Genomic DNA, 24040 nt, shown 5'->3' on the forward strand with positions numbered 1-24040 from the left:
GTATGCTACAACGCATAAAAAGACAACTAAGAGTGCGTTTCTCAGCAAAAAAAGCGTGACGAAAAGCATCACGCTTGAAAAGGAGGGCAACTGATAACTAAGCTAAAATAATAAGTGAAAATCAAAGTGGGCTAAGTCTGGTACAATGTGATCTGCCGCTTTTAAAATTTCGGGATTGCCTACACCGACAGCAAACATTTTTCCTGCTTTAGCTGCGGCAATACCCGCGGCGGCGTCTTCAAAAACGACACAATCGGCTGGTGTTAAACTTAACTTTTCGGCGCCCACCAAAAAGACTTCTGGATCTGGCTTGGCATGATGTACGAGATTACCATCGACAATCTCATCAAAAAGCGGTGCTAGTTCTGTTTTGGCTAAAATCAGCGGAGCATTTTTGCTGGCGGATCCTAAGGCAATTTTGACGCCGTGAGCGTGCAAATCCTTTAAAAGTTGGCGTGCCCCTGGCAAAACTTCAGCCGGTGTCATTTTTTCAATGAGGGCTACGTAACGTTGATTTTTCTCCTCAGCTAGCGCTGTCTTTTCGGCAACTGAATAGGTTTGCCGCCCTAAAGAAAGTAAAATTTCTAAGGAAGCCATACGGGAGACGCCTTTTAAACGCTCGTTGTCTGCTAAAGTAAAGGGAATCTCTAAACGTTGTGCTAGTTCTTGCCAGGCCAAAAAGTGATACTTGGCGGTGTCCACCAAGACCCCATCTAAATCAAAAAGGGCACCGTGATATTTTTTCATGCTTGCTTCACTCCTTTGGTATTTTGTTGATCCCCCCAGTCAAAGATTTTTTTAATGAGGAGACTATTGAGGAGGGCCACTAAGGCAAAACCGCCAAAAGTACAAAAGTAAATAGCCGTAAGTAAGCGATCAGGTGTACTTAACGCGAGGTAAATCAAGCCTCCGTTTACTAATACGAGTAAAATAGCTTTTAGAAAATTATTTAAAGCCAGTAAGAAAACATTTTTAATCGTTTGGCGTAAAGAATCAGCATAACGCCCCAAATAAGAAAAGCCTAGGGTAAGCAATAAGAGCCATGCTCCACAAAAGGGGGCTAAAATACCCAAACCGATAACTTTAATTACGGCGGTTTGTTGCCACATTAAAATTCCGTCTAAACTAAAAACAGCCAAAAGTAAAATAAGCGGGATGAAGAGGGTCGTAGCTTGTTTAAAGTTTTGGCGAAACGTTTGAAAATAAGTAAGGGTCAGCTGCCCGCCTTGTCCCCGCAAGAGACGTTGACAGCAGGCGTAAAGACTCGTTAAGGAAGCGCCAATCGTCACTAAGGGTAAGCTGGTGAGGATAAAAAGGACATTAAGTAAAACTAAATCTGTCAGCCGGGTCAGTAAACGGATGATGGGACTTTCTAAAGACATCATTTTAGCAAACATGGTGCATCCTTCCTTTCTATAGTTCGCAATTATTTTACTATGTAAGAAGAGGTTGGCTAGGACACAACCTCTTCAGTTTTTTTATTCCCCTACCGTTTTCACGTAACGATCGTAGGCGTCATTTTGAATTTGCATAAAGTCTTTAATTCCCATACTGTCTAATTGCTTCAAGTAGTCGGCCCATTCTTCTTCCACGCCGCCTTCGACAATCCATTTAGAAGCCATTTGCGTCACGTAAGAAGAAATATCCACGTAAATAGAAGAGAGTTTGCTAAGTTCTTCATTGGAATACGTTACGTTAGGGAAGCCTGGTAAAGCATATTCATTAACTTCGGCGTCTAATTTCAGTTTCAAACCGTCCCCTTGCGTATCGTCAATGGTTACCCGATCATTGAAGCCATCTTCAATATACTTCGGACCAAAGTCCCGTAAAGAGTTAATCCAAGCCCAAGAGTCGGCAGATTCATCATTTTGTGGTGGTAAAACTTGATAGTTATCCCCATCTTTTTCTGTTCCGATACCAAAGGACCCATAATAGGTTTGAATGCTGGCATCATCCGTGTAGAAGCTATCGGCCCATTTCAAAAGAGCAGCGGGATCTTCACAAGCGGTGGTCACCATAAACTCATTCCGACCGTAGTTATAATGGTCTGGGTCAGAGAAAACGTAACGATTGCCATCAGGTCCAGCAAGTGGCGTTAAAGCGACATATTCATCGGCGTGTAAACCAAAAGTTGCATCGGCGGTCCAACCTACTGAAACACCTACTAAGGAGACATCTTTATCCATCCGTTTTGCATCAGACATGGATTGGTCTTGAGTGAATAATTCTGAATCAATTAACCCTTTGGCATAAGCATCATGCATCCAGGCAATACCGTCTTTATAGCTATCTTCAGTCCGTAAGTAAACAGGTTTGTCATCTTTTAAGGACATTTCATACGTGCCGTCAATCCCTAAACGGTTATCAAAAGGTAAAATAAAGCTGAAGGTTGGATCAAAGTTCCCGGCACCGTAAGGAATTTCATCGTTGACATCGCCATTGCCGTTGGCGTCTTGTTCTTTAAAGGCGGTTAAGACATTGATAAAGTCTTCATAAGTGTCTGGCATCTCTAAGCCTAAGTTGTCTAACCATTGTTTGTTAATAAATAATTGGTTAGCAATTTCTGGCCGCATTGGTAATTTTTTAGGTAAGCTGTAAATATGGCCATCTGGGGAAGTAATTAAGGCTTTAAGTTTAGGTTCCTTAGCTAAGGCGGCTGACAAGTTAGGCATATCTTTTTCAATATATTCATCTAAAGCGATAAACATTCCTTGGTTTTGCGCTAATTCAGCATCGGTTAAGGTAATGGAGCCTAAGAAAGCGTCAGGTAAATCACCACCGGCTAAGAGCACCGCTTTTTTATCGCCCCAATCGGCATTTACATAAACATCCCAGTTAATCTTGACACCAGCATCTTTGGCACTTTCCTCTAAGAAACCTTTTTGGAAATCATCCCCCCAGTCACTCCAACGTACGGTGGTGACTTTAAAGGACTCTTCTGACTTACTACCACTTTCGTCTGTTTTTTTAGCGTCATCACTACCGCTAGAGCAAGCAGCTAGTGTACCTAATGCGGCACAAGATAAAAGCAAAGCACCAAATTTTTTCCGTGTGTTCATCTTTTTTCCTCCTAAAATTTATTCTTTGATCGCACCAATCATGACCCCTTGGTTGAAATACTTTTGTAAAAATGGATAAAGCATCATGATAGGCGCGGTTGAGACCACAATCGCTGCATATTTCATCATATCTGCTGTTGCCCGCAATTCAGAAGCGAGACTCCCGGAAACTTGCGTTTGCAACATTTGATTGTTAATCAATAAGCGCCGTAAAATCAATTGTAACGGTTGCAGATTTTCATCTTGCAAATAAATTAAAGCGTTGAACCAAGAATTCCAAATGCCTACTGCGGTCCACAAGCCAATTACAGCTAAAATGGCTTTAGACAAAGGTAAAACGATACTGGTTAAATAGCGAATCGTGCTACAACCATCAATTTGTGCTGCCTCCCACAGCCCCTCTGGAATACTGTTGTTGAAAAAAGTACGCGCCACAATAATGTTGTAGCTAGAGACGGAAAAAGGAATCACCATTACCCAAAAATTATTGAGTAAGCCTACTGCCTTAACCGTTAAATAAATAGGAATCAAGCCCCCACTCACAAACATGGGGATCACAAAAACCAAAGCGATAAACTTGCGCCCGTATAAATCTTTCCGCGAAAGGGCGTAACCGGCGGGAATATTCACGAGTAAAGCAAAGAGTGTTCCGGCAACGGTGTATAAAATCGTATTGAGATAACTACGCCAAATTAAGGACTGTTCAAATAGTTTTTGATACCCGTCTAAGCGCCACTCTTGCGGCCAAAACCAAATGCGGCCGTTTGCCACATCAGAAGGATCACTGAAGGAGGCAATAATTACAAACCATAGAGGATAAACAATCAATAAAATCAGCAAGATAGCAATGCCATAGATGAAAATATCGAAAACTACTTCATTTTTTGTTTTTTTACTGTGGGTTTTGCGTTTGTTACGACTAGCAATTTCCATGATGTTTCTCCTCTCTTAAAATAGTCCGGTCTTGGTAGTGCGGCGGGAAAGCCAGTTAACGAAAAAGAGAATCAAGACGTTAACGACGGTATTAAACAGGCCAATAGCGGTGGAGAGGCTGTACTGGAAGTTTTGCAGACCCACTTTATACACATAAGTGGAAATAATTTCACTGCCTTGTAAGTTTAAAGGATTTTGCAACAGCAAGACTTTTTCAAAACCGACATTGAGTAATCCTCCTGCCCGTAAGATTAATAAAATCATCGCTGTGGGTAGCAATAAAGGTAAATCAATATTCCAAATTTTTTGCAGTCGAGACGCACCGTCCATCGTTGCCGCTTCATAATAAGTAGGATCAATGGCGGATAAAGCTGCTAAGAAAATAATACTGTCCCAGCCTACGTGTTGCCAAACATCACTCCAAACGTAAACGTCAGCAAAGCGCGTAGCGTTAGAAAGTAGTTGCGGCATGTTTAACCCGAAAATTTTTAAGAAGTTGGCAATTAAGCCACTGTTAGGGGATAAAAAGAGTAACAACATCCCACACATCACCATGGTGGAAATAAAGTGGGGTAAATACGTGGTTACTTGAAAAAACTTTTTAAATTTTTCTGCGCGAATTTGATTACAGATTAACGCTAAAACAATCGGGAGGGGAAAACCCACCACAATACTGTAAATCGAAATCTTCAAGGTATTTTTTAAGGTGACGCCAAATTGAAATGAGTTAAAATATTGGATAAAGTGCTTGAAGCCTACCCACGGGCTATCGAGAATTCCTAAAGCCGGCGAGTAATCCTTAAAGGCAATCATTAAGCCCCCCATCGGTACATAAGCAAAGACGATTAACAAGATGATGGATGGTAACAGTAACGCATATAACGGCAAGCTGGGCTTAATTTTTTTCTTAAAGGTTAACCACCTGCCTTGACTCACTGGTTTTTCTGAAGCTTTTTCCATTTTGCTCTCCTCCTTTCACTATTTAGTATACTGAGGAGGTCCTTTTTCAGATAGTGTTTTTGAAAGCGTTTTTATGTACAATTCCGATTCTTCCAAGAAAAAAATGTTTTAAAAGTTGGTGAGTAAGTACTATTCCGCTATTTTCGACGATTTTAGTCAAATGATATCGGAATATTACCATGTAGGATGGCGCGCCTTAAGGTATACTTATGATAAGGAGGCAGCGTTATGAAAAATTTCCGTTTGGGCACTACCAATCGTTCCCTTGATTACTATGCAAAATCCTTAATTTTTTTACTGATTCCCATTCTCTTTGTCAACATTACTTTAAGTTGGTTGAGTATTACGACGATTAAAAAACAAAATTTAGACAACGTTTCCGGCTCCATTAATATTTATGCCGGTTCCTTACAGCGGGAGTTAACCGCCATTGACCATTTTATGTTTTGGTCAGTTCTTCATGAAACTTCCTTAAATAATTTAGCAGAGGGCAAAAATTACTACGAGTACTCTAAAGCTACCCAAGGGCTCCGCACACGCCTCAACGACTTTGAATATTCCCTGACAAATAATTATACCTTCTTTGCGCAAATTCAAAATAAGAATCTTTTCGTCAACGCCTCCTCTTTAAAAATGAGTTACCAAACTTTCCAAATTTTTAAAGCTCATTTTCAAGATACGGAATTAAAAACTACTTCTTCTAGTGTGAACGTTTGGGAAGAACTGAAAGTCAATGGCGAAGATTACTTACTACGTACCGTCGTTTATCAAAACAAGGCCCTCCACGCCGTCATTGCTGTTGATGATATTTTAGAGCCTTTACGGAGTATGAATATCGGCAAGAATGGGATCGTCAGTATCGAAAAGCCGCAAGGACAAGCGAATAACTTATTTAAAGGACTTTTAGGCAATCATCTTTTTTCCTATCCGAAAGAACAAACCAGCTTACCTTTCCCCATTTATGTCTTAATCGATTATCCCGGCGCGTTTAAAAATATGTTGCTGCTTCAATTTGTCATTTTATTGATTCCTATCTTAATTGGGGTTTTAGCGCTAGTAATTTTATTTTATGTCCGCCGCAACGTCATTAAGCCGGTGAAACGGTTTACCGATCGCATTATTCGTGTTTCCAAAGAAGAGCCCATCGCCTTAAGTGATGAGAGTATTACCGAGTTGAAAGATGTCAATGATGAAATTACCAATATGGTGCGGGAAATGCAGAGCTTGCGAATTGACGTTTATGAAGCCGAACTGGCCCAAAAACGGATTGATTTAAACTTCCTCCGTTCACAAATTCAGCCGCATTTTTATTTGAATATTTTATCCACTATTCACAGTATGGTAAATACTGGGAACTATGAGGAAATCGAGCAGCTTTCTCTCGCCACTTCCAAGTATCTCCGCTATTTATTTAGTTCCAGTCAAGACTTTGTAGCTTTAGATCAGGAGTTGAAGCACATTGAAGATTATTTAAGTATTCAAAAGTTACGCTATGGCGATGCTTTTCATTTTTATTTGAAAATTAATCCCGCTTTACGGGCTACCGGTGTCCCCCCGCTATTATTGCAAACCTTTATCGAAAATAGCGTGAAACATTCTTACTCTGGTGATCAATCGTTAGTGATTGATATGAACATTAACTATGCCAATACTGCCCGCAGCCATTTAAGCATCGTCATTAAAGATAATGGTCCTGGTTTCCCTGAAGAAGTGTTGACAAAACTGCAGCACAAAGAATCCTTAATCACAGCAGACGGGAAACATATTGGTCTTACGAATACCTTAGAGCGTTTAGACTTATTGTACGGCCACCAAAACTATCAATTAACCTTTAAAAATCAAGTGGGCCACGGTGCCTTAATTCAACTTATCTTGCCCTTACACCCTATGAAGGAGGAATAACAATGCGGGTCCTAATTGTCGACGACGATCGCTATATCATTAAAGCTCTTCAAGAAAAAATTAATTGGCCAGCTTTAGGCGCCAAGGAAGTTTTTGCTGCCAATAATATGCGCAAAGCCCAAGAAATCATTCAAAGCCAAGCTATCGACTTGTTAATTTCCGACATTGAAATGCCTCAAGGTTCTGGTTTGCAATTGCTCTCTTGGGTACGCCAAGAAAATTTTGAAATTCAGACAATTTTTTTAACTAACTATGCGGACTTCAACTACGCACAAAAAGCCATTGAGCTCCAAAGTTTTGAATATTACTTGAAACCCATTGAGTTTGATAAATTAGAATTGATTATTCATAAAGCGTTAAAAAAGATTGCTGAAAAAAAAGAACAGCAAAAACAAAAACAAGTAGCCGACCCTTACCTTGTAGAAATGAATTTTTGGTATAAATATCTCTATCAGCCGACAACATCTTCTTTACAACAGCTGCTGGCTGATCCGCAAACGGAACTCTTAGGCTTACAACGGGATACTTTATTATATCCGTGCATTTTTACCTTTTCCTTGTCCCAAGAAACAGCCTTTACGCTGGGGTGGGAACAAACTTTACAAGAACACCTCCGCCAAAGTCTCCAACTTTTACCACAACTTAAATTGGCCGCTCTCTTTAAAGCCGAACAACGGCCTGAAAGTTATCGCGCTTTATTTTACCTCACACCGACCGCTGATGAAAATTTAGTTCTGCGCCAACTTCAACATCTTTTGCAGCAAAAAATGCAACAAGATATTCAATTCTTAACTACTGGCAAGACGACTCTACAAGAGCTCTTCTTACAAACCCAAACTTTGTTGCAAATCAGTAATTTCTTCACGGGTCACCAGCAACAACTCTACTTTTTCCAATCGCCTAATTTTCCTACAACGGAGTATCAAGGTTGTAATTTAGATATTAACAGTCTCCTTTTAAAATCTGATATTGCCCCCACTCTTTTGACCCAAGATTTTCAAAAATATGAAACCAATGGACTCATAGAAACGACAATTTTAAAAAGTTGGCGGCTGGACTTCTTGCAAAAAATCGATAGTTACTTAGCTCAAAAAGGAATTCTCGCCCATAAGCTTTTTCAAAATACGACTCACGACTTTTTACTGCAACGTTGTTATAACTCCATTGAGAGTTTTACCAACTACTTAAGGTATTACGTAACGACTGCCCAAAACTATTTGCACTTGGCCGACTCTAAACAGTCCATCGCCAAAATTTTAATCGACTACATTAATCAACACTACACAGAAGACCTTAACCGCAAGACATTATCAGAAATTGTCTTTTTAAGCCCCGACCACTTGGCACGACTTTTCAAAAAAGAAACAGGAGAAACTTTAATTAACTACATCACTCAAAAGCGCTTGGAAGCGGCCAAAGATTTGTTACAACACACCGACTCCCCCGTCTACTTAATCGCCAGTCAAGTGGGTTATGACAACTATTCTTATTTCTCTAAACTTTTTAAAAAAGAAACCGGCTACGCGCCGTTAGATTATCGCAATTTAAATTAAAAAAACTACTTTGCCTCAGGAATAGTGCATTCTTTCCTGGCGACAAAGTAGTTTTTTTTATTCGGTAAGTAAGTTAAGCACTTCTAAGAGCACACCTTGCACTATTGGCGTTGCTAATTGCTGGAGCACCATCATTTGTTCTTGATAACTTTTAGCGTTGGTTAATTTTTCATACAAAGAGCGCTTCAGGTCATAAGCTAGGTCCATGACGGCTAAACGTTGGAATAAAATTTCATGTTTATTTTGTTCCACCGGTGGTAAGACAACGTCATAACTACCGCTACCTACAATCACTCCTTGAACCGGGGCGTGAAAGCCATTGACTTTAAAAAGATGTCGGCGATTCACAGGTAAAATTTCCGTCGCTCCGGTGGTGCGAATCGTTACTGTACCAGTGGCTTCTTGATAATGACAATGGGTGGTTGCTCGTCGTCCGTCTTGATCTTCAATTAAAGAAAACTCAGCGTCGGCCCCTGGATATATTTGCCACTCCATAATGGTAGGTAATTGATTTTTGGTAATTAAAGGCTGCGGATCCATTGGGAAAATAGTGCCGGTTTGCACCAATAAGGGGAACTCTCCTAAGCCGCGATAAAAGTCCAGCGTCATCCCCCCTTGATAACGAAAGCCCGTAAAGACATCCACCCAAGTGCCTGGGGGTAAGTACCCTTGAACTTTAGCAAAATGTGTTGTTTCATGGGTCTTTTCCGTGATGGGTAACGCCAAAAAGCTCGTGCCAAAATAATATTCATTAGGAAAAGCATAGGCCTCGCCAATTGTCGGATGTTCATAGTATATAGGTTTCACCAAAGGGTAACCTTTTTCGTGGGTTAAAACATTCATCGTATACAAATACGGCAACAATTGATGTCGCATAATTAAAGCTTCTTTCATTAATTGAGCAGTCGCTGCTTTAAAAGCCCAAGGTTCTTTACTAGCAAAAGGATTATCCGAACTGTGGAGACGATTAATTGGACTAAAGGCCCCAAATTGTAACCAGCGGACCGTTAGTTCATCGTTACTGGTGCCGTGCATATGCCCGCCAATATCGTGACTCCACCAAGTGTAGCCAATATTGGCAGCAGTGGCCGTAAAATACGGTTGAAATTGTAAAGAGGCCCACGTAATAAAAGTATCCCCAGAAAAACCTACTGGGTAGCGATGACTCCCTGGACCTGCGTAACGGGACAAAATTAAAGGCTCCCCTTTTTCCGTACTTGCTTGATAGTGGTAATGATTCAAAAGCCATAAAGGATCGAGACCCGCTTGACTCGTGGAGGTTCCCTGTTGCCAATCGATCCACCAGAAGTCTACGCCTTGTTTTTCTAAGGGCTCATGGACGTCTTTGAAATAAGCCGCCCGAAAAGCTGAATCTTCAATAGCAAATTGCGCCGGTTCTTCTTTAGCTGGATCTAAATTTAAACGTTGCGCCACTTGCGGATAGCTCTCTTCAAAGGCGCGAATGCCTTCTGCTGGATGAACATTTAAGCTAACCTTTAAACCTCGTTGATGCAGCTGGGCTAAAAATTTTTCCGGTTGCGGAAAAAGCTGACGGTTCCACGTGTAACCTGTCCAACCACTACCAAAACGCGCCGGTACATCGGTTAAGTGCCAATCCATATCAATGACACTGACGGAAAGAGGAATGCCGGTTGCTTCAAATTTATCCAGCACTGCTAAATACGAATTTTCATCGTAGCGCCAAAAACGACTCCACCAGTTGCCTAACGCATAACGAGGTAACAAAGGGGGAAAGCCCGTCAATTGAAAGTACGCTTCTAAAGCTGCTTGGTAAGCTAAACCATAGCCGAAAAAATAAAGATCCACTTGATTTTTGCGGGTGGCTTGTAACTCTCCTGTTGCTTCATCGACGACTAAGGAACGGGAATCATCCAGTAAGGCAAAACCTTGCCGACTGATAATCCCTTCTCCTAGTTCAACGGCACCATCAGCTTCATCTAAGGTGCGGGCAGTCCCTTTTAAGGTGGGTACCTGCATTCCAAAGACCCAACGATTGTTGTAGGCGGTTAAATTATTTTTCAAGGTGATGCTTAAACTCTCCGCTGAAAAGACGCGGTTTTTCCAGTACACTAAACGCAAGGCACTAGTAATAATTTCAAATTTTTCCTCAGTATCTTTCAAATCAAAATCTACTAAAGGAAAGTCCCGTTGGCTCACGGCTTGCGTTGGTCGATCCTCAAATTCCCCTTGGCTATCGTATTCAATCCGCACTAGTTGCGGGGTCAAAATAGTAAAACGGGCTTGCCCAACAATAAAAATATTTTTCATCTCGTAATCTCCTGTATCGTTGTTGTGGTGGCGGTCACTACTATTTGATAAATTTTACCGGCAAGTTGGACTTTAAACTGCACCTTCTCCCAAGCTTGTGGTAGCCGTGGAGTTACTTGCGGTTGGCCTTTTTCAATCCTTAACCCACAAAAGCCTCGCAAAGCCACCATCCACGCCCCGCCATTAGCTGCCGGGTGGGTCCCGCCGATATATAAGTCGCCGGCGTAACTCTTACTTTCCCCCGTTAAATCGACGGCGGCTGTTTTTAAGAAGTACGGATAAGCCCAATCACTTTTGCCAATCTCGCAAGCCAATAAGCCGTAAAGACAGGCACTTAAAGAAGAACCATGCTCAGTTCGGGGTTCATAATATTCCCAATTCGCTTTTTTTTCGGTCAGGGTATAGTCAGCTCCAAACAAGGTGAGGAGCATTACTACATCTGCTTGCTTGATTACTTGCGTGTCGCTAGCTACCCCGTACGCTCCGCCCCAATATTCTTTAGGATGTAACAAGCGGGTTTTTAAAACAGCCGGTGTCGTATCTTCTAAAGCAAAGTAGCCGTCAAATTGCGGAATTACACCAGTAGCGTTAGGTATTGGCACATAAAGACGCGCGGCAATGTCGGCCATTAATGGCAGGTCAGGAACCAGTCCTAATTTAGTCAGCAATTCGTTATAAGCTAAAGGATAATAGCTCCCTAAGCTTTGTAACACTTCCTCGGCATATTGCAAAGTAAATTTCGCCATTTTAGAAGTGTAGGCGTTGTTGTTGACACGCTCATGATATTCATCAGGGCCTAAGACGTCTCGCAACTCATAACGTTCTTTTTCCGGGATATAAACTGCATAAGAAGCATAAAAACGTGCGCACTCCAAGACGACTTCTGCGCCCCCGTTTAATAGAAAGTCCCAATCTTGCGTCATTTGTTGGTAGCGCCAAATACCGTAGACAATGTCACCAGAAATATGGATTTGTTTGTCTTTAAAGTACGTGCGTTGAGGACGTTTCGTAAAGACGTCAATCACGTTGTAATCACTGGTGGCATCTTGGCCTTTTTCTTGGGATTCCCAGGCGTAAAAAGCACCTTTAAAACCATAGCTTGCAGCCTTTTTTCGAGCGGCGGGCAAAGTCTTTACGCGGTAAGTTAAAATATTCCGCGTCAATTCTTGATCGTAGTGACTAAAAAACGGTAACATGAACATTTCCGTATCCCAAAAGATTGCGCCTTTATAGGTTTGACCCGATAGGCCCCGCGCAGGAATCGACGCCCCGCTGCGGTGGTAAGGAGCAATGATTTGCAGCTGATACAAGCTATAACGTAAGGCTAAATCACCAGTAGTGTCGCCAGTAATTTCCACATTCGTTAGCCACCACCGTTTTTCCCATACTGCTAAGTGTTCCTGATAAGCCGCCTCAAAATCCGTCAGTTCCATCGTCGCTACGGCTTGTTCCGCTGCTAAAAGTGGTTCCGTTTCGTCATTATCCGTATAAATGGCGCAAACTTTTTTTATTTGGAGCGTTGCACCAGCTGCTAAGGGGACGGTAAGGCAACGGAAAATACTTTTTTCTTCCTCCACAAATTCTGCGGTGTAAGGTTGGTTAACAAAAATTTTTTCGGCAAGCGCCACTTCTTGACGCTCCGCTTGCGTTTGACAGCGCAAGCTCATGACAGTCTCTGTCTTTTTTGTAAAGTTTGTTAAATGAGGACCATTAATATCCCACACATCGCCGTCAATTCCCGTTACGATTCGCACCACCCCAGCCCGTGTCACTTGTACTTCATAAACGTTCAGCAATAGATGTACATTTGCGGCAGAAGCAAGGCGGCGACTCGTTACCGTCACAGTATGAGTGTCTGCTAAAGGAAATGTTGTTTGCCGAAAGTGTTGTGCTTGCAATAAATCTAGCCACTGCCGATGCTTCAGGGGAACAGTCTCTTGGGTACTACAACTTTCTTCGTCAAAGAAGCATTGGGTATAAAAAGGATTCGGGGCATTGACGGGCTCCCGCCATTTGTCCCCTACTTGGTCATAGAGTCCCGCTAAGTTGACCCCACACAATTGAGTCTTCGTGGCTTCATCCATCGTGCCCCGCACGCCGAGATAGCCGTTGCCAATCATAAATTTATTGCCAAAGTTCACAATGTTTTCAGCTTGCCAACCTTCTTCTACTACATAATGGTTCATCCTCACCGCCCCTTTAATGGAAATTCGTTTGCTCCTTGGAGTAAAACGACTTCATCTTGATACATTTTTACTTTAAGCACCGTGTTTTCTTGTAGCTGCACAACTACTTTTTCCTTGGTAACACTAATATGCAAATGCAAACCGCGATAAATAATTTTAAAACGATAACTTTCCCACTCTCTAGGTAAGCTAGGAGCTAAGCCCAAGATGGAAGCATCTGAGCGAACACCACCAAAGCCGTACACGATATTCATCCACGCGCCGGCAATGGAAGTGGTGTGTAAACCTTCCCGTGTATTGCGATTATAATTATCTAAATCCATGCGGGTGGCAAACTCAAAGAAACGATAAGCGTCTTCTTCTTTACCTAGTTCATTAGCTAAAATTGAATGAATCGCCGGTGACAAGGAGGACTCGTGAATCGTTTTCGGCTCATAAAAATCGTAGTTCCTTCGTTTTTCTTCCGGCGTAAACTGTTGATTCAATAAAAACATAAACATTAAAACATCCGGCTGCTTAATCATGTCGTTACGATAAATGCGATCGTAAGACCAGTGACTATATAAAGGAAAATCAGTAACTGGAATTTCTTTAATTTCCACGTGGGGCAAATCGAAAAAGCCGTCGTGTTGCTCATAAAGTCCCGCTGCTGTTTTTAAAATACGCATTTGCGCTGCACATTGGGCAAAGTATTCTTTTTCAGTTGCTTGAAAATTTGTTTTAGCCAATACTTTTTGATAAATTTCTTGATTTGCTAATTTTACTTCTTGTAATAAAGCTAACGTGTACTCTAACGTAAATTTGGCCATGATATTGGTGTACATATTGTGATTTACCATCATTTGAAATTCATCTGGACCCATCACGCCATAAAAGCCAAAATATTCACCTGTTTGGTTCCAAGCACCACGACTTACCAAGAAACGTGAAATCTCAATTAACATTTCCAACCCTTGTTCATATAAAAAGCTGGTATCCGCTGTAAAATGTTGATAATGCCACAGCCCAAAGGCCACCCCGGTGCTAGGTTGGAATTGTAACGATGCGTGCTGCCACAAATCGCAAGCTTCCGTTCCATTTAAAGTAGCAATCGGGAAACAGGCACCCTGACAATCTAAATCTTTAGCCCGCGCTTTCGCTTGTTCCAAGGTAGCGTAACGATAGCCTAAAAGATTTTTCGCAGCCTCAATATTAGTAAAAAGATAATAAGGTAAACAACACGTCTCCGTATCCCAAAAAGTGTGCCCGCTATAAGCTTCCCCCGTCAAACCTTTAGCGCCAATATTATTGTGGGGATCTTGTCCGTGATAAGTCTGTTTCAATTGGAAAATGCAGAAACGAATGCCTTGTTGTTGCTCTTCATCTCCGACAATTTCAATGTCTTCATTCCGCCAAACATTTTCCCAATAATTTTTTTGTCCTGCTAAAGCAGCCGCAAAGCTGGTCTGTAAACTGTCCTTGAAAAGTTCTTCCCCCGGCGCTAAATCGGCAATTCCTTGTCCTTTTTTATTCGCTTGCGCTACTACTCTTTTTTGGAGCGTCCATTGCTTTCCTGGTTCCATCGCACTAGTTAAGGCTTGGCCCACAAAACGTTCTTGACTAACGGGGGTGCGGGTAGCCTTTTGATCACTAGAAGACATGTGGAAAGCTGCCAATAAGGTCTGCTGCGTCGTCTTCGTTTCTCCTAAAATCAGCGCTGTTTCTTCTGTGTTCCTTTGAGCTAGCTCTTGCCAATACCGATAATCTTCCCCCCAGTGGCGGGTATTAAAATCTAATGCGGCAACTACTTTCAGTTCTCCTGTAAAATCCAACGAAGTCAGGATAATTTCTTGGTAGAGTTGCTGCACCTTTTCCATGTGTAAAAAACGTAAAAATTGCAGCTGAATTTTTTGACCTTTAGCGGTGGTCCACACGTACGTTTTAGTTAAGGTTCCCGTTTTTAAATCCAGAACTCGTTTGAAATCACTAATGGTACTTTTTCCCATTACCAGCTGTTCATCATCAGCAAAAATGCGCGTGTACAACCAATCCACCGTGTTCACCATAAAGTGGGTGCGCTCCACAATTCCCCGATAAGCCACCCGATTCACGTTGCGCCCCATTTCATAAATCCCGTTAAAGTAACTTCCTAATAAGCTAGCATCCGTCGTGCCTTCTTCCGGATACCCCCGCACGCCAGTGTATTCATTGCCTAAAGAAAAGATGGACTCCGCCACCTCGCTATAGGTTGGGTCGTACCCTTCTTCAATAATTTGCCAAGGATCTAATTTAAAATAGCGGTCTGCAATTTTCCCCATTTGTTTTGCTCCTTTGCTGCTTTTTTCTTTAGTGTAAAAAAATGTCAGCGTTTTCTCAATGACTTTGGCAGGAGTTGTCGCTTCTTGAGATAGTAATGTCTGTTTAGTGCTAGTTCCCGCAAAAGGACACATCGGAAAAAGACACATAATCAAAAAAGCGTGACAAAAAGCGTCACGCTTTAAAGGGAGGATTTTTTTAATAGACCATACTGACGGTGTCTTTTAAGACCACTTCTTGATGGTAAAGTTTTAAAGCTAAGGCGGGGCCTGCTTTTAAACTTAAGGTGACGGAGTCGTGATCCACCACGACTTCAATTAAGCGTTCTTGGTAGTTAATCATAAAGCTATACCCTTGCCAATCTTTCGGACAAAAGGGTTTGAAACTTAAGCCGTCAGTAGTACGCATGCCGGCAAAGCCGTGAACGATGGATAACCAACCACCAGACATGGAAGTAATGTGTAAACCGTCTTCAGTATCGTTGTTGTAATTATCTAAGTCCAGACGGGCCGTCCGTTGATACATTTCCACGGCTTTTTCTTCGTAGCTTAGTTCAGCCGCTAAAATACTGTGGACTAAAGCTGAAAGGGAAGACTCGTGCACCGTTAAAGGTTCATAAAAATCAAAGTTCCGGCGTTTTTCTTCTAAGGTAAAGGCATCATTATAAAAGTAAAGCCCCTGCAAGACATCTGCTTGCTTAATATAGCAGCTGCGTAAAATGCGATCCCATGACCAATGCTGATTAATCGGGCGTTGGCTTTGATCCATCTCTGCTACTGGCGTTAAATCTTTATCTAAGAAAGTATCGTGTTGAACAAAAATCCCTAACTCGTCATCTTTTGGCAGATACATTTTTTCAATGATTTCTTGCCAGTGGGCTTTTTCAGCTGCCGTCACTTGGAGTTTAGCGACAATTTCCGCATTCGCTTGCGGTAAATTTTCTAAGGCGTAACTTAAGAGCCAACGAGCCGTGTAATTGGTGTACCAGTTATTATTGATATTATTCTCATATTCATTTGGTCCCGTGACCCCGTGAATCATGTAGGCTTGTTGCCGTTTTGAAAAATGAACTCGGTCGGCCCAAAAACGAGCCACGGCTACGATAACTTCCATCCCTTCATTGTAGAGATAACTCGTATCACCAGTGTAGGTGGTGTAATTATAAATGGCGTGGGTAATCGCCCCATTCCGGTGAATTTCTTCAAAAGTAATTTCCCACTCATTGTGACACTCAATACCAGTAAAGGTCACCATGGGATAAAGGGCACCAGCTAAACCTTGACGCTGAGCATTAATGAAAGCTTCCGGCAATTGTTGATGACGGTACTCTAATAATTTGCGAGTCACACTAGGTGGCGTGACGGACAAATACATGGGTACGATACATGCTTCCGTATCCCAATACGTCGCCCCGCCGTATTTTTCCCCAGTGAAGCCTTTCGGTCCGACATTTAAACGCTCGTCTTCCCCATAGTAGGTGGCAAAGAGTTGGAATAAGTTAAAACGAATTCCTTGTTGCGCGTCATCAGCACCTTTAATTTCAACGTCTGCTTGTTGCCAACGTTTTTCCCAAGCGGCAGTTTGTTCTTGTAAATGCTGGGCGAAGTCTTTGTCCGCGTTGGCTGCTAAAATGGCTTGAGCTTGCGCCACTTGTTCTTCTTCCGGTAAGTCGCGAGAAGTGACCACCGCCACTTGTTTTTCTAAAGTAATGACCTCCTGCAGACGGGTAGGCACAGTAAAGCTCGCCGCAACATTTAGGGGTCCGACCGTTTCTTCTTGCAAAGCCGCACCGCTAACTTGATTAGCCATAGCACAAGTCACGCTAAATTGTGGTACGTCAAAAGGATTGGTAATCGTCCGGTTAGTGACAAAGCCGGTGTCCCCTACAAAGCCTTGACTCCGTTCTTCCCAGAACACTTCTTCATAGTTGGCATCCTCGTTATGCACGTTGCCTTCAAGGCGGGAAATAAATTTCAATTCTGGTGTGCCCCGCAACACTTCAACACTAATTTTTTGTAGGGAGAGTTCTTTAGTGACGATGGATAAAAAGCGCTGAAAAGTAAATTTTACCGTCGCTTCTTGCGTTTCATAGACAAAACTCCGCGTTAATAGCCCGGATTTCATATCTAATTCAAGGTAGAAATCTTGCATCAAGCTTGCATCTTGACCAATATCCACTAGTAAACCATCAACTAAAATATCGACAGCAATAAAATTCGTGGCGTTGATTACTTTGCCAAAGTAATCGGGATAACCATTTTTCCACCACCCCACCCGGGTCTTATCGGGAAACCAAATCCCGGCTAAATAAATACCTGCGTGGCTGTCACCGGTGTAGTGTTCTTCAAACATTCCTCGCATGCCCATGTAGCCATTGCCGATGGCGGTTAAAGATTCCATCAAGCGTTTATTTTCCCGGTCAAAAGTCTGCGTTTTGATTTTCCAGGGATCAATTTCAAATAAGCGTTTATACATCTTCATTACTCCTTTGCATCCTTAAATTTGGTTTTTGCATAGACCGCTAGGAGTAGCAAAACTCCACCAAATGTTTGAATGCTTAACATCCAAACAAAATCAAAGTGCACCAGCCCCACCACCATCGCCAAAAGCGTTGGCAAACCAAAAACATTTAACATTAAATTAAAACCTTGGCGAAAATCGCCAATATCCGAAAATTTACTTTTCCGGGTGAGCCATAAGAAGAAGGCGCCCCCCATAATTAATAAGAAACTCATGGCAAAAAGCATCACGCCTAAACTCAAGCTATAAGACAAAATCAGCACTGGCCGATTGCTACGATAAAAATTCTTTCCTAAAAAGTTCGCTAGACTTTGACGATCCGTCACTTCTTGCGGATTGAAGTCACTCGGGTAGCGCATCTCATAATGCATCGCCTTCCCTTCTACCACGCCGTCTACTTGCCAAGTATCCTTAAGAAAAGCTAAGCGATACGTTTTGTTTTCGACAGTGTTGACTAACTCTAAGGGCGGTGTCGTCAATTGCCCGTCTGCTACTGTTATTTGTTGGACGGCTGCCGCATTTTCCGTGGTTAAAAGACCAGCGTCCGCCCCTAAAAAGTTCGCCACGGGTATTTGTTCTAGCCCCACTGCGTAATATAACGTGACTGGAATCACCAATAAGGCGTTTAAAAAGATTAGCGTCACTAGCGCTTGGAACCAATTTAAATTTTTTCGACCGGCAAAACAACGAGTCGGACTAAGGATACTGGCAAAATAATTCAGGGGAAATTTCATACGCTGACTCCTTTAAGCCACTTTTTTTAGCGACAAGTGGCATTGTTGTGAATAAGTAAATTCCTTACCCTTTCGTCCCACCAGAGGTTAAGCCAGTGACGAAGTTCTTTTGTAAGAAGAAGAAGAGTAAACAAATTGGTAAAGCAATTAAGATGGCTCCAGCGGCAAAAAGGGAAACCCGTTGATTGGTAACATCAGAGACAAAACTTTGTAAACCGACAGCCACCGTTTGATTTTCTGGTGTCCGTAATAAGAAGCGAGCTAACATGTAATCGCCGAAAGGTCCCATAAAGGCCCACAAGGCTTGGACCGCAATCATGGGTTTTACTAACGGTAAAACGATTTGACCGAAAATACGGAAATGACCTGCCCCATCCAATTTAGCCGATTCATCTAAGTCGAGGGGTACTGTATCAAAGTAGCCTTTCATCAGCCACGTATTCATAGGAATCCCGCCACCGATATAAATCATCGTTAAGAACCAGTAACGATCCAAGGCGTTTAACAAGAAAGCCATGACATAAAAGGCGGTTAAAGCAGCCATCGTTGGTACCATTTGAATAATTAAAAAGATGGTCAAACTAGACTTTCGTCCGTAGAAACGATAACGACTATAGACATAGCCAGCTAACGTCACCACAGTTACTTGAATCACCATGGTGAAAATGGAAATAATCAAAGTGTTTTTGTACCACGTACCGTACAAGGTTTCCGTAAATAGCCGGGAGAAGTTCCGCAAGGTCCATTCACTCTTAAAGTTCAAACTAAAAGCCGCGATATTTCCTGATTTAAAAGCAGTAGAAGCCGTAATCAGCAGCGGATAAATAATGACGATGGACAACAAAATCATAAAGAGATAAGTAAAAAATTGGGTGAGGCCGCGTCGAAACTTGGCGCTTTTATTCAATGAATGCATAAGATCAGTCCTCCATATTAAAGGCATTGGTCTTTTTGAAGACCAGTAGGGATACACTAATGACAATCGCGGAAATAATTAAGGTGACCGCCGAAGCCATGGAGTATTGCGGTGAAGTCCCTGTCGTCAACTTATAAATCCACGAAATTAAAATATCCGTTGAACCAGCACCACCACCAACAGAACCCGGCCCCCCATTGTTAAAGAGGTAAATCATGGAGAAGTTATTGAAGTTCCCCGTATATTGGGTAACAAAAGTTGGAGCAGCTACTAAGAAAATCGCCGGTAAAGTAATATTTCTAAAACGTTGGAACGCATTGGCACCATCGATTTTAGCCGCTTCATATAAATCTTCAGAAATGGACTGCAAAATCCCAGTAGTCATGACGTAAATATAAGGGAAACCTAACCAGCCTTGAATCATAATGATGGCCACTTTGGTCCAGTTGGGATCCGTTTTCCAAGCAATTGCCGGAATGTCAAAGAACGGTAACAATTGATTCAAAAACGGAATAACTTGCGTGTTAATGGCCCCCACGGAATCATTAAAGATATTAGAGAAACTCATAATGGTAATGAATGCTGGTACAGCCCACGGTAGCAAGAAAATAATCCCGAAAATCCGTTTGAATTTAATGAATTTTTGATGGGTAATAACTGCCGTTAGCACACCTAAAGTAATTTGTAGCGTAGTAGCACATAACGTCCAAATTACCGTCCAGCCTAAAACCGTTACAAAAGTGCGACGATAAGAGCTTAAGAAGAACATGCTTTTAAAATTATCAAAACCAATCCAATCCACTAGAGAAGCCGGTGGAATATGTTTAAAGTCGTAGTTGGTAAAAGCGATAAACAGCGTTACTAATACCGGAAAAACAATCGCAAAAATCATTAATAAGTAAGCCGGCATCGTGAGGAGGTATGGAAAACCACCATCGCCAATAGTGTAAATAATTTCTTTGGCTGAAGTATTAACCTTGTCCCCCGCATTCCAATGTTTCGCAACTCGCCGCGCATCACTAATGTTTAAAGCGTAAAAGATTAAGAAAATTACCGTGATAATCAGTTGTAACGTGCCACCAATCAACATGAATAAAGAATGATCTTCCATGGGGACACTACCTAAAGTAATTAATCCGGCTAAAGAGCTAGCCCCTTTGAGAATCATTTGCACCACAAAGGCCACAAAGATTCCTAAAAAGACGACCCCTTTTAAAGGTTGTTGATTATAAAATTGTCCTAATCCGGGAATCAGGGAAAGCAACGTGGCTTTTTTTACATCTTTTTTTTGAGCTTGCACCTCAAGCCCCTCCTTTTCTAAAACAAACGGCGAAGAATCTAAAATTCTCCGCCGTTAATTTGTGCTTAATATTTTTGTTCAATGGCTTCCTTGATGAGGGCAACGGCATCATCTGCTGATTCTTGTGGTGTTTTGGTACCAGAAGCAGCATCAAACATCAAGTTTTCGGCACCAGTCCAAACTTCAGCCATTTCTTGAATGTTTGGCATTGGTTGTGCATCGGCGTACTGCGTAATTACAGCCGTCGTTAATTCATCGTTTTTCCCTTTAGCTGTTTCTCTAGCCGCTTGGTTAGCAGGGATTTCATTGGTCATTTCAAAGAAAGTTTCTTGGTTTTCTTGGTTAGTGACGTAGTCTAAGAATTTTTGTCCTAACTCTTTGTTTTTGCTGTAGTTAGAAACAACCCAACCTTTACCACCACCAAAGGATTGGTAAGCTTTACCGTTGTCTAACGTTGGAATGGAAGCCACACCATAGTTAACGCCGGCATCTTTATATGTTGCTGCTTGCCAAGGGCCATCAATAATAGCAGCCGCAGTACCATCGATGAATTGTTGTGTTACGAAATCTCCTGCTGAAGAAACGTCTTTCATCCCTTGTGGCCAAACATTATTGAACCAGTCAGCGGCGTAAGTAATTCCTTCTACCGCTCCACTATTATTCAAACCAATATCACTTGGATCCGTTCCATCTTCACCAAAGACGTAACCACCGTAACCCGCTAACAAACCATAAGAATAGTAGAAGTCCGTCCACTTAGCTAAGAAGCCGGTATTTTTACCACTTTCAGAAGTGAAGTCAAAACGTGAATCCTTGGCTAAAGCTTCTAAGTCAGTAAAACTTGCTGGGGCTGCATCCACTAAATCTTTATTGTAGTAAAGAACTAAAGTTTCAATAACGGCTGGTGCGCCATAAATTTTGCCATCCACCGTTACTTGTGCTTTATCTGTATCGTCATAATCACTGGCGTTAGCATCTACATTAACTTCAGCTAAATGACCTTGTGCCCCTAAGGAACCAATGCGGTCATAAGCAGACATCATCACGTCAGGCGCTTTGCCAGCAGGGCCATCTAAAGCAAGAGCTTCTAATTGTTCAAACATATCTTTTTCCACTAACTTAATAGTGACATCATTATCTTTTTCAAATTGCCCTTTGATGGCATTCATATATTCGGTATACCCTTTATCGACAGAGATCGTTAAGGTTTTACTGTCAGAAGATGAATTAGCGTCATTAGAGCCATCTGTTTTAGAACCGGAACTACTACAAGCTCCTAAGACCATTAAGGCGCTGATGGAAGCGAGGCCTAAGCCGATTTTTTTGAATGTACTTACTTTCATGTTTTCTTCCTCCTATTAATAAAAATCCGTTTTGTTTTTGGTTCTCTTTTATTATGCCTAGAGAAGATTCGTTATGCAACCGTTTTCTCCGTGTTACCGATAACAAGTTTTTTCTTATCCTAAAGTAATCGCAAAGCCGTGCTGTTGTAAAACAAAATTACTGTCGTTTGTTAATAAGCAATTTTGTTGCAACAAGATTTCTCCTTCTAATTCAAGGGAAAGGTCATCCACTCCGGCATTGAAGTAGGCAGTTAAAGTAACATTTTCGTAAGAGCGATTAAAGATTAGTACTTCTGTTTCATCGGAAACCACTTGCCAATTTGTCCTGCCACAAGCTAAAACAGCGGCGTAATTTTTACGCAAAGCAATCAGCTCTTTCGTAAAGGCTAGCATGGTTAAGTCTTGGTTAGCTGGCTCCCAAATCATACATTTCCGACAATCAGGATCATCGCCACCAGTCATGCCAATTTCAGTACCATAGTAAATACATGGCGAACCTTTTTGCATAAACATAAAGGTTAAGACGGCCCGTGCCAATTGAAGATTACCGTTGGCTAAGGTTAAAATCCGCGCCGTATCATGGGAATCTAGTAAGTTAAAGGTTACCTCGTTAGTTTGATCCCGATAAAGGAGCTGTTGTTGGTTCATGCCCGAAACCATTTTACTAGGCGCAATCAAGCCTTTGACAAAATAATCTTTAATACTATCAGTAAAGGCATAGTTCATGACGGCGTGGAATTCATCGCCATTGAGCCAACTTTGTGAAGAGTGCCAAATTTCGCCTAAGATATATAAATCTGGTTTAATAGCTAAGACTGCTTGGTGGAATAATTTCCAGAAATGATGATCCACCTCGTTAGCCACATCTAAGCGCCAACCGTCAATATCAAACTCCCGTACCCAGTAAGTCGCAATGTTTAGCAAATAGTCTTGCACTTCCGGGTTAGCCGTATTGAGTTTAGGCATGTGGGGAGTAAAGGCGAAGGTGTCATAGGAAAGGTTAGCGGCGGTTTCCACCACATCTGTCATGACGTATTGATCAACGGGATAGCTATGAATATGGAACCAAGAAGCATAACGGGACTTCTCGCCATTTTTTACCACGTCTTGCCATTGAGGGGAAGTGTCCCCCATATGGTTAAAGACCGCATCTAACATAATTTTGATGCCCTTAGCATGGGCGGCGTCTACTAATTTTTTAAAGAGCGCTTTATCGCCAAAGTCAGGATCAATTTCTAAGTAGTCAATGGTGTCATATTTATGATTGGAATGAGCTTTAAAAATTGGGCAAAGATATAAGCCATTAATCCCTAGGTCTACCAAATAATCCAAGTGGTCTAAAATTCCTTGCAAATCTCCACCGAAAAAGTCATCCCGATCAGGCGCCTTGCTTCCCCAAGGTAGTGTGCCTTTAGGGTCATTACTTTTATCTCCATTAGCAAAACGCTCTGGAAAAATTTGGTACCAGACGGTCTCTTTGACCCAAGCCGGTGCTTTAAAGCGGTCAATTTCTTGGAAGTAAGGCATCCGGAAGTACGCATTAGGAACGGCGAGATGTTCTTCCTCATAAGGGAATAATCCTTGGTCGCCATAAAAGGCTTGTAAGCCATCGAAGCCTTCCACGTAAAAACCGTATTGCAAACGACGCGTTTCACTCGTCACTTCTAATTCCCAATAATCATGCAGCGCCGTGCTTAGTGTTTTTTCCATAGGGACTTTTTCCAAGTACCATTTAGTTTGAGTAATGTCATAAGGATCGCCTTTGATTAAGGCCACCACTTTCACGTCATTTTTAGCAGTGCGTAAGCGAATGCGCAAACGGTCAGCGGTATACAAAAAAGCGTACTCGGAATCAGGGCGGTGATAAATAGCAGCGGTTTCCATAGCTTCCTCCTTCAAAAAATTAAGTTTAAAAAACAAGAAGGAGCAGACTGGACTCCCTTACTTCTTGTCGTTACAAAAAGCATACACGAAAGCGTTTTACAGCACAAGCTGTTAGCGATAACAAAAAAGAGGTTGGACCAGCAACGTTTATGCAAAAAAGAGAGGA

Annotated in this window: 16 protein-coding genes; 2 read left to right on the forward strand and 14 right to left on the reverse strand. The window is 41.9% G+C overall.

Annotated elements, in window-relative coordinates; genetic code table 11:
- Nucleotides 1-102 precede the first annotated feature (102 nt).
- The 5 genes from pgmB to FFM57_RS02145 all read right to left on the reverse strand — a co-directional run bounded on the left by pgmB (nucleotide 103) and on the right by FFM57_RS02145 (nucleotide 4952).
- Entirely contained in the window at nucleotides 103-747 is a 645-nt protein-coding gene (gene pgmB, locus FFM57_RS02125; protein WP_137598878.1) for a beta-phosphoglucomutase, read from the reverse strand.
- Entirely contained in the window at nucleotides 744-1397 is a 654-nt protein-coding gene (locus FFM57_RS02130; protein ID WP_137598879.1) for a YesL family protein, read from the reverse strand. Before FFM57_RS02130 ends, pgmB begins: the two co-directional genes overlap by 4 nt.
- An 81-nt stretch (nucleotides 1398-1478) precedes the next feature.
- On the reverse strand, nucleotides 1479-3059 hold the full coding sequence (locus FFM57_RS02135) for a type 2 periplasmic-binding domain-containing protein (RefSeq protein WP_137598880.1): 1581 nt from the start codon (nucleotides 3057-3059) through the stop codon (nucleotides 1479-1481).
- 18 nt (nucleotides 3060-3077) lie between these two features.
- Entirely contained in the window at nucleotides 3078-3992 is a 915-nt protein-coding gene (locus tag FFM57_RS02140; RefSeq protein ID WP_137598881.1) for a carbohydrate ABC transporter permease, read from the reverse strand.
- 15 nt (nucleotides 3993-4007) lie between these two features.
- Nucleotides 4008-4952 carry an ABC transporter permease gene (locus FFM57_RS02145; RefSeq protein ID WP_137598882.1) on the reverse strand — a complete coding sequence of 315 codons (945 nt, stop codon included), beginning with the start codon at nucleotides 4950-4952 and terminating at the stop codon, nucleotides 4008-4010.
- Between the two features lie 228 nt (nucleotides 4953-5180).
- On the opposite strand from FFM57_RS02145, the gene FFM57_RS02150 reads away from it, so the two are divergent.
- Both FFM57_RS02150 and FFM57_RS09815 read left to right on the forward strand, forming a co-directional pair.
- Nucleotides 5181-6854 (forward strand): sensor histidine kinase, encoded by a 1674-nt coding sequence (locus FFM57_RS02150; RefSeq protein WP_137598883.1) that lies wholly within the window; start codon nucleotides 5181-5183, stop codon nucleotides 6852-6854.
- A gap of 2 nt (nucleotides 6855-6856) precedes the next feature.
- A complete protein-coding gene (locus FFM57_RS09815; RefSeq protein ID WP_170999857.1) occupies nucleotides 6857-8407 on the forward strand; it encodes a response regulator in 1551 nt (516 codons plus the stop codon).
- A 57-nt stretch (nucleotides 8408-8464) separates the two neighbouring features.
- Here the strand turns inward: FFM57_RS09815 and FFM57_RS02160 are convergent, their stop codons facing one another.
- From FFM57_RS02160 to FFM57_RS02200, 9 genes are all read right to left on the reverse strand, one after another.
- A complete protein-coding gene (locus FFM57_RS02160; protein ID WP_137598884.1) occupies nucleotides 8465-10696 on the reverse strand; it encodes a glycoside hydrolase family 31 protein in 2232 nt (743 codons plus the stop codon).
- Complete coding sequence (locus tag FFM57_RS02165) at nucleotides 10693-12882, reverse strand: glycosyl hydrolase family 65 domain-containing protein (protein WP_137598885.1); 2190 nt, start codon at nucleotides 12880-12882, stop codon at nucleotides 10693-10695. The genes FFM57_RS02160 and FFM57_RS02165 overlap by 4 nt, the downstream gene beginning before the upstream one ends.
- Nucleotides 12883-12884: 2 nt before the next feature.
- A complete protein-coding gene (locus FFM57_RS02170; RefSeq protein WP_137598886.1) occupies nucleotides 12885-15179 on the reverse strand; it encodes a glycoside hydrolase family 65 protein in 2295 nt (764 codons plus the stop codon).
- Nucleotides 15180-15375: 196 nt separating this feature from the next.
- Nucleotides 15376-17658, reverse strand: a complete 2283-nt coding sequence (locus FFM57_RS02175) for a glycoside hydrolase family 65 protein (protein WP_137598887.1) — start codon at nucleotides 17656-17658, stop codon at nucleotides 15376-15378.
- On the reverse strand, nucleotides 17658-18431 hold the full coding sequence (locus tag FFM57_RS02180; protein WP_137598888.1) for a maltodextrose utilization protein MalA: 774 nt from the start codon (nucleotides 18429-18431) through the stop codon (nucleotides 17658-17660). Before FFM57_RS02180 ends, FFM57_RS02175 begins: the two co-directional genes overlap by 1 nt.
- A 64-nt stretch (nucleotides 18432-18495) precedes the next feature.
- Nucleotides 18496-19347, reverse strand: a complete 852-nt coding sequence (locus FFM57_RS02185; protein WP_137598889.1) for a sugar ABC transporter permease — start codon at nucleotides 19345-19347, stop codon at nucleotides 18496-18498.
- A 4-nt stretch (nucleotides 19348-19351) separates the two neighbouring features.
- On the reverse strand, nucleotides 19352-20647 hold the full coding sequence (locus FFM57_RS02190; protein ID WP_137598890.1) for a carbohydrate ABC transporter permease: 1296 nt from the start codon (nucleotides 20645-20647) through the stop codon (nucleotides 19352-19354).
- Between the two features lie 65 nt (nucleotides 20648-20712).
- The gene (locus tag FFM57_RS02195; RefSeq protein WP_137598891.1) at nucleotides 20713-21990 is read right to left on the reverse strand and encodes an extracellular solute-binding protein; all 1278 of its coding nucleotides are present in this window, start codon (nucleotides 21988-21990) and stop codon (nucleotides 20713-20715) included.
- A gap of 114 nt (nucleotides 21991-22104) precedes the next feature.
- Entirely contained in the window at nucleotides 22105-23874 is a 1770-nt protein-coding gene (locus FFM57_RS02200) for a glycoside hydrolase family 13 protein (protein WP_137598892.1), read from the reverse strand.
- Nucleotides 23875-24040: the final 166 nt, after the last annotated feature.

Source organism: Enterococcus nangangensis (genome assembly GCF_005405245.1).
Classification (GTDB): domain Bacteria; phylum Bacillota; class Bacilli; order Lactobacillales; family Enterococcaceae; genus Enterococcus_J; species Enterococcus_J nangangensis.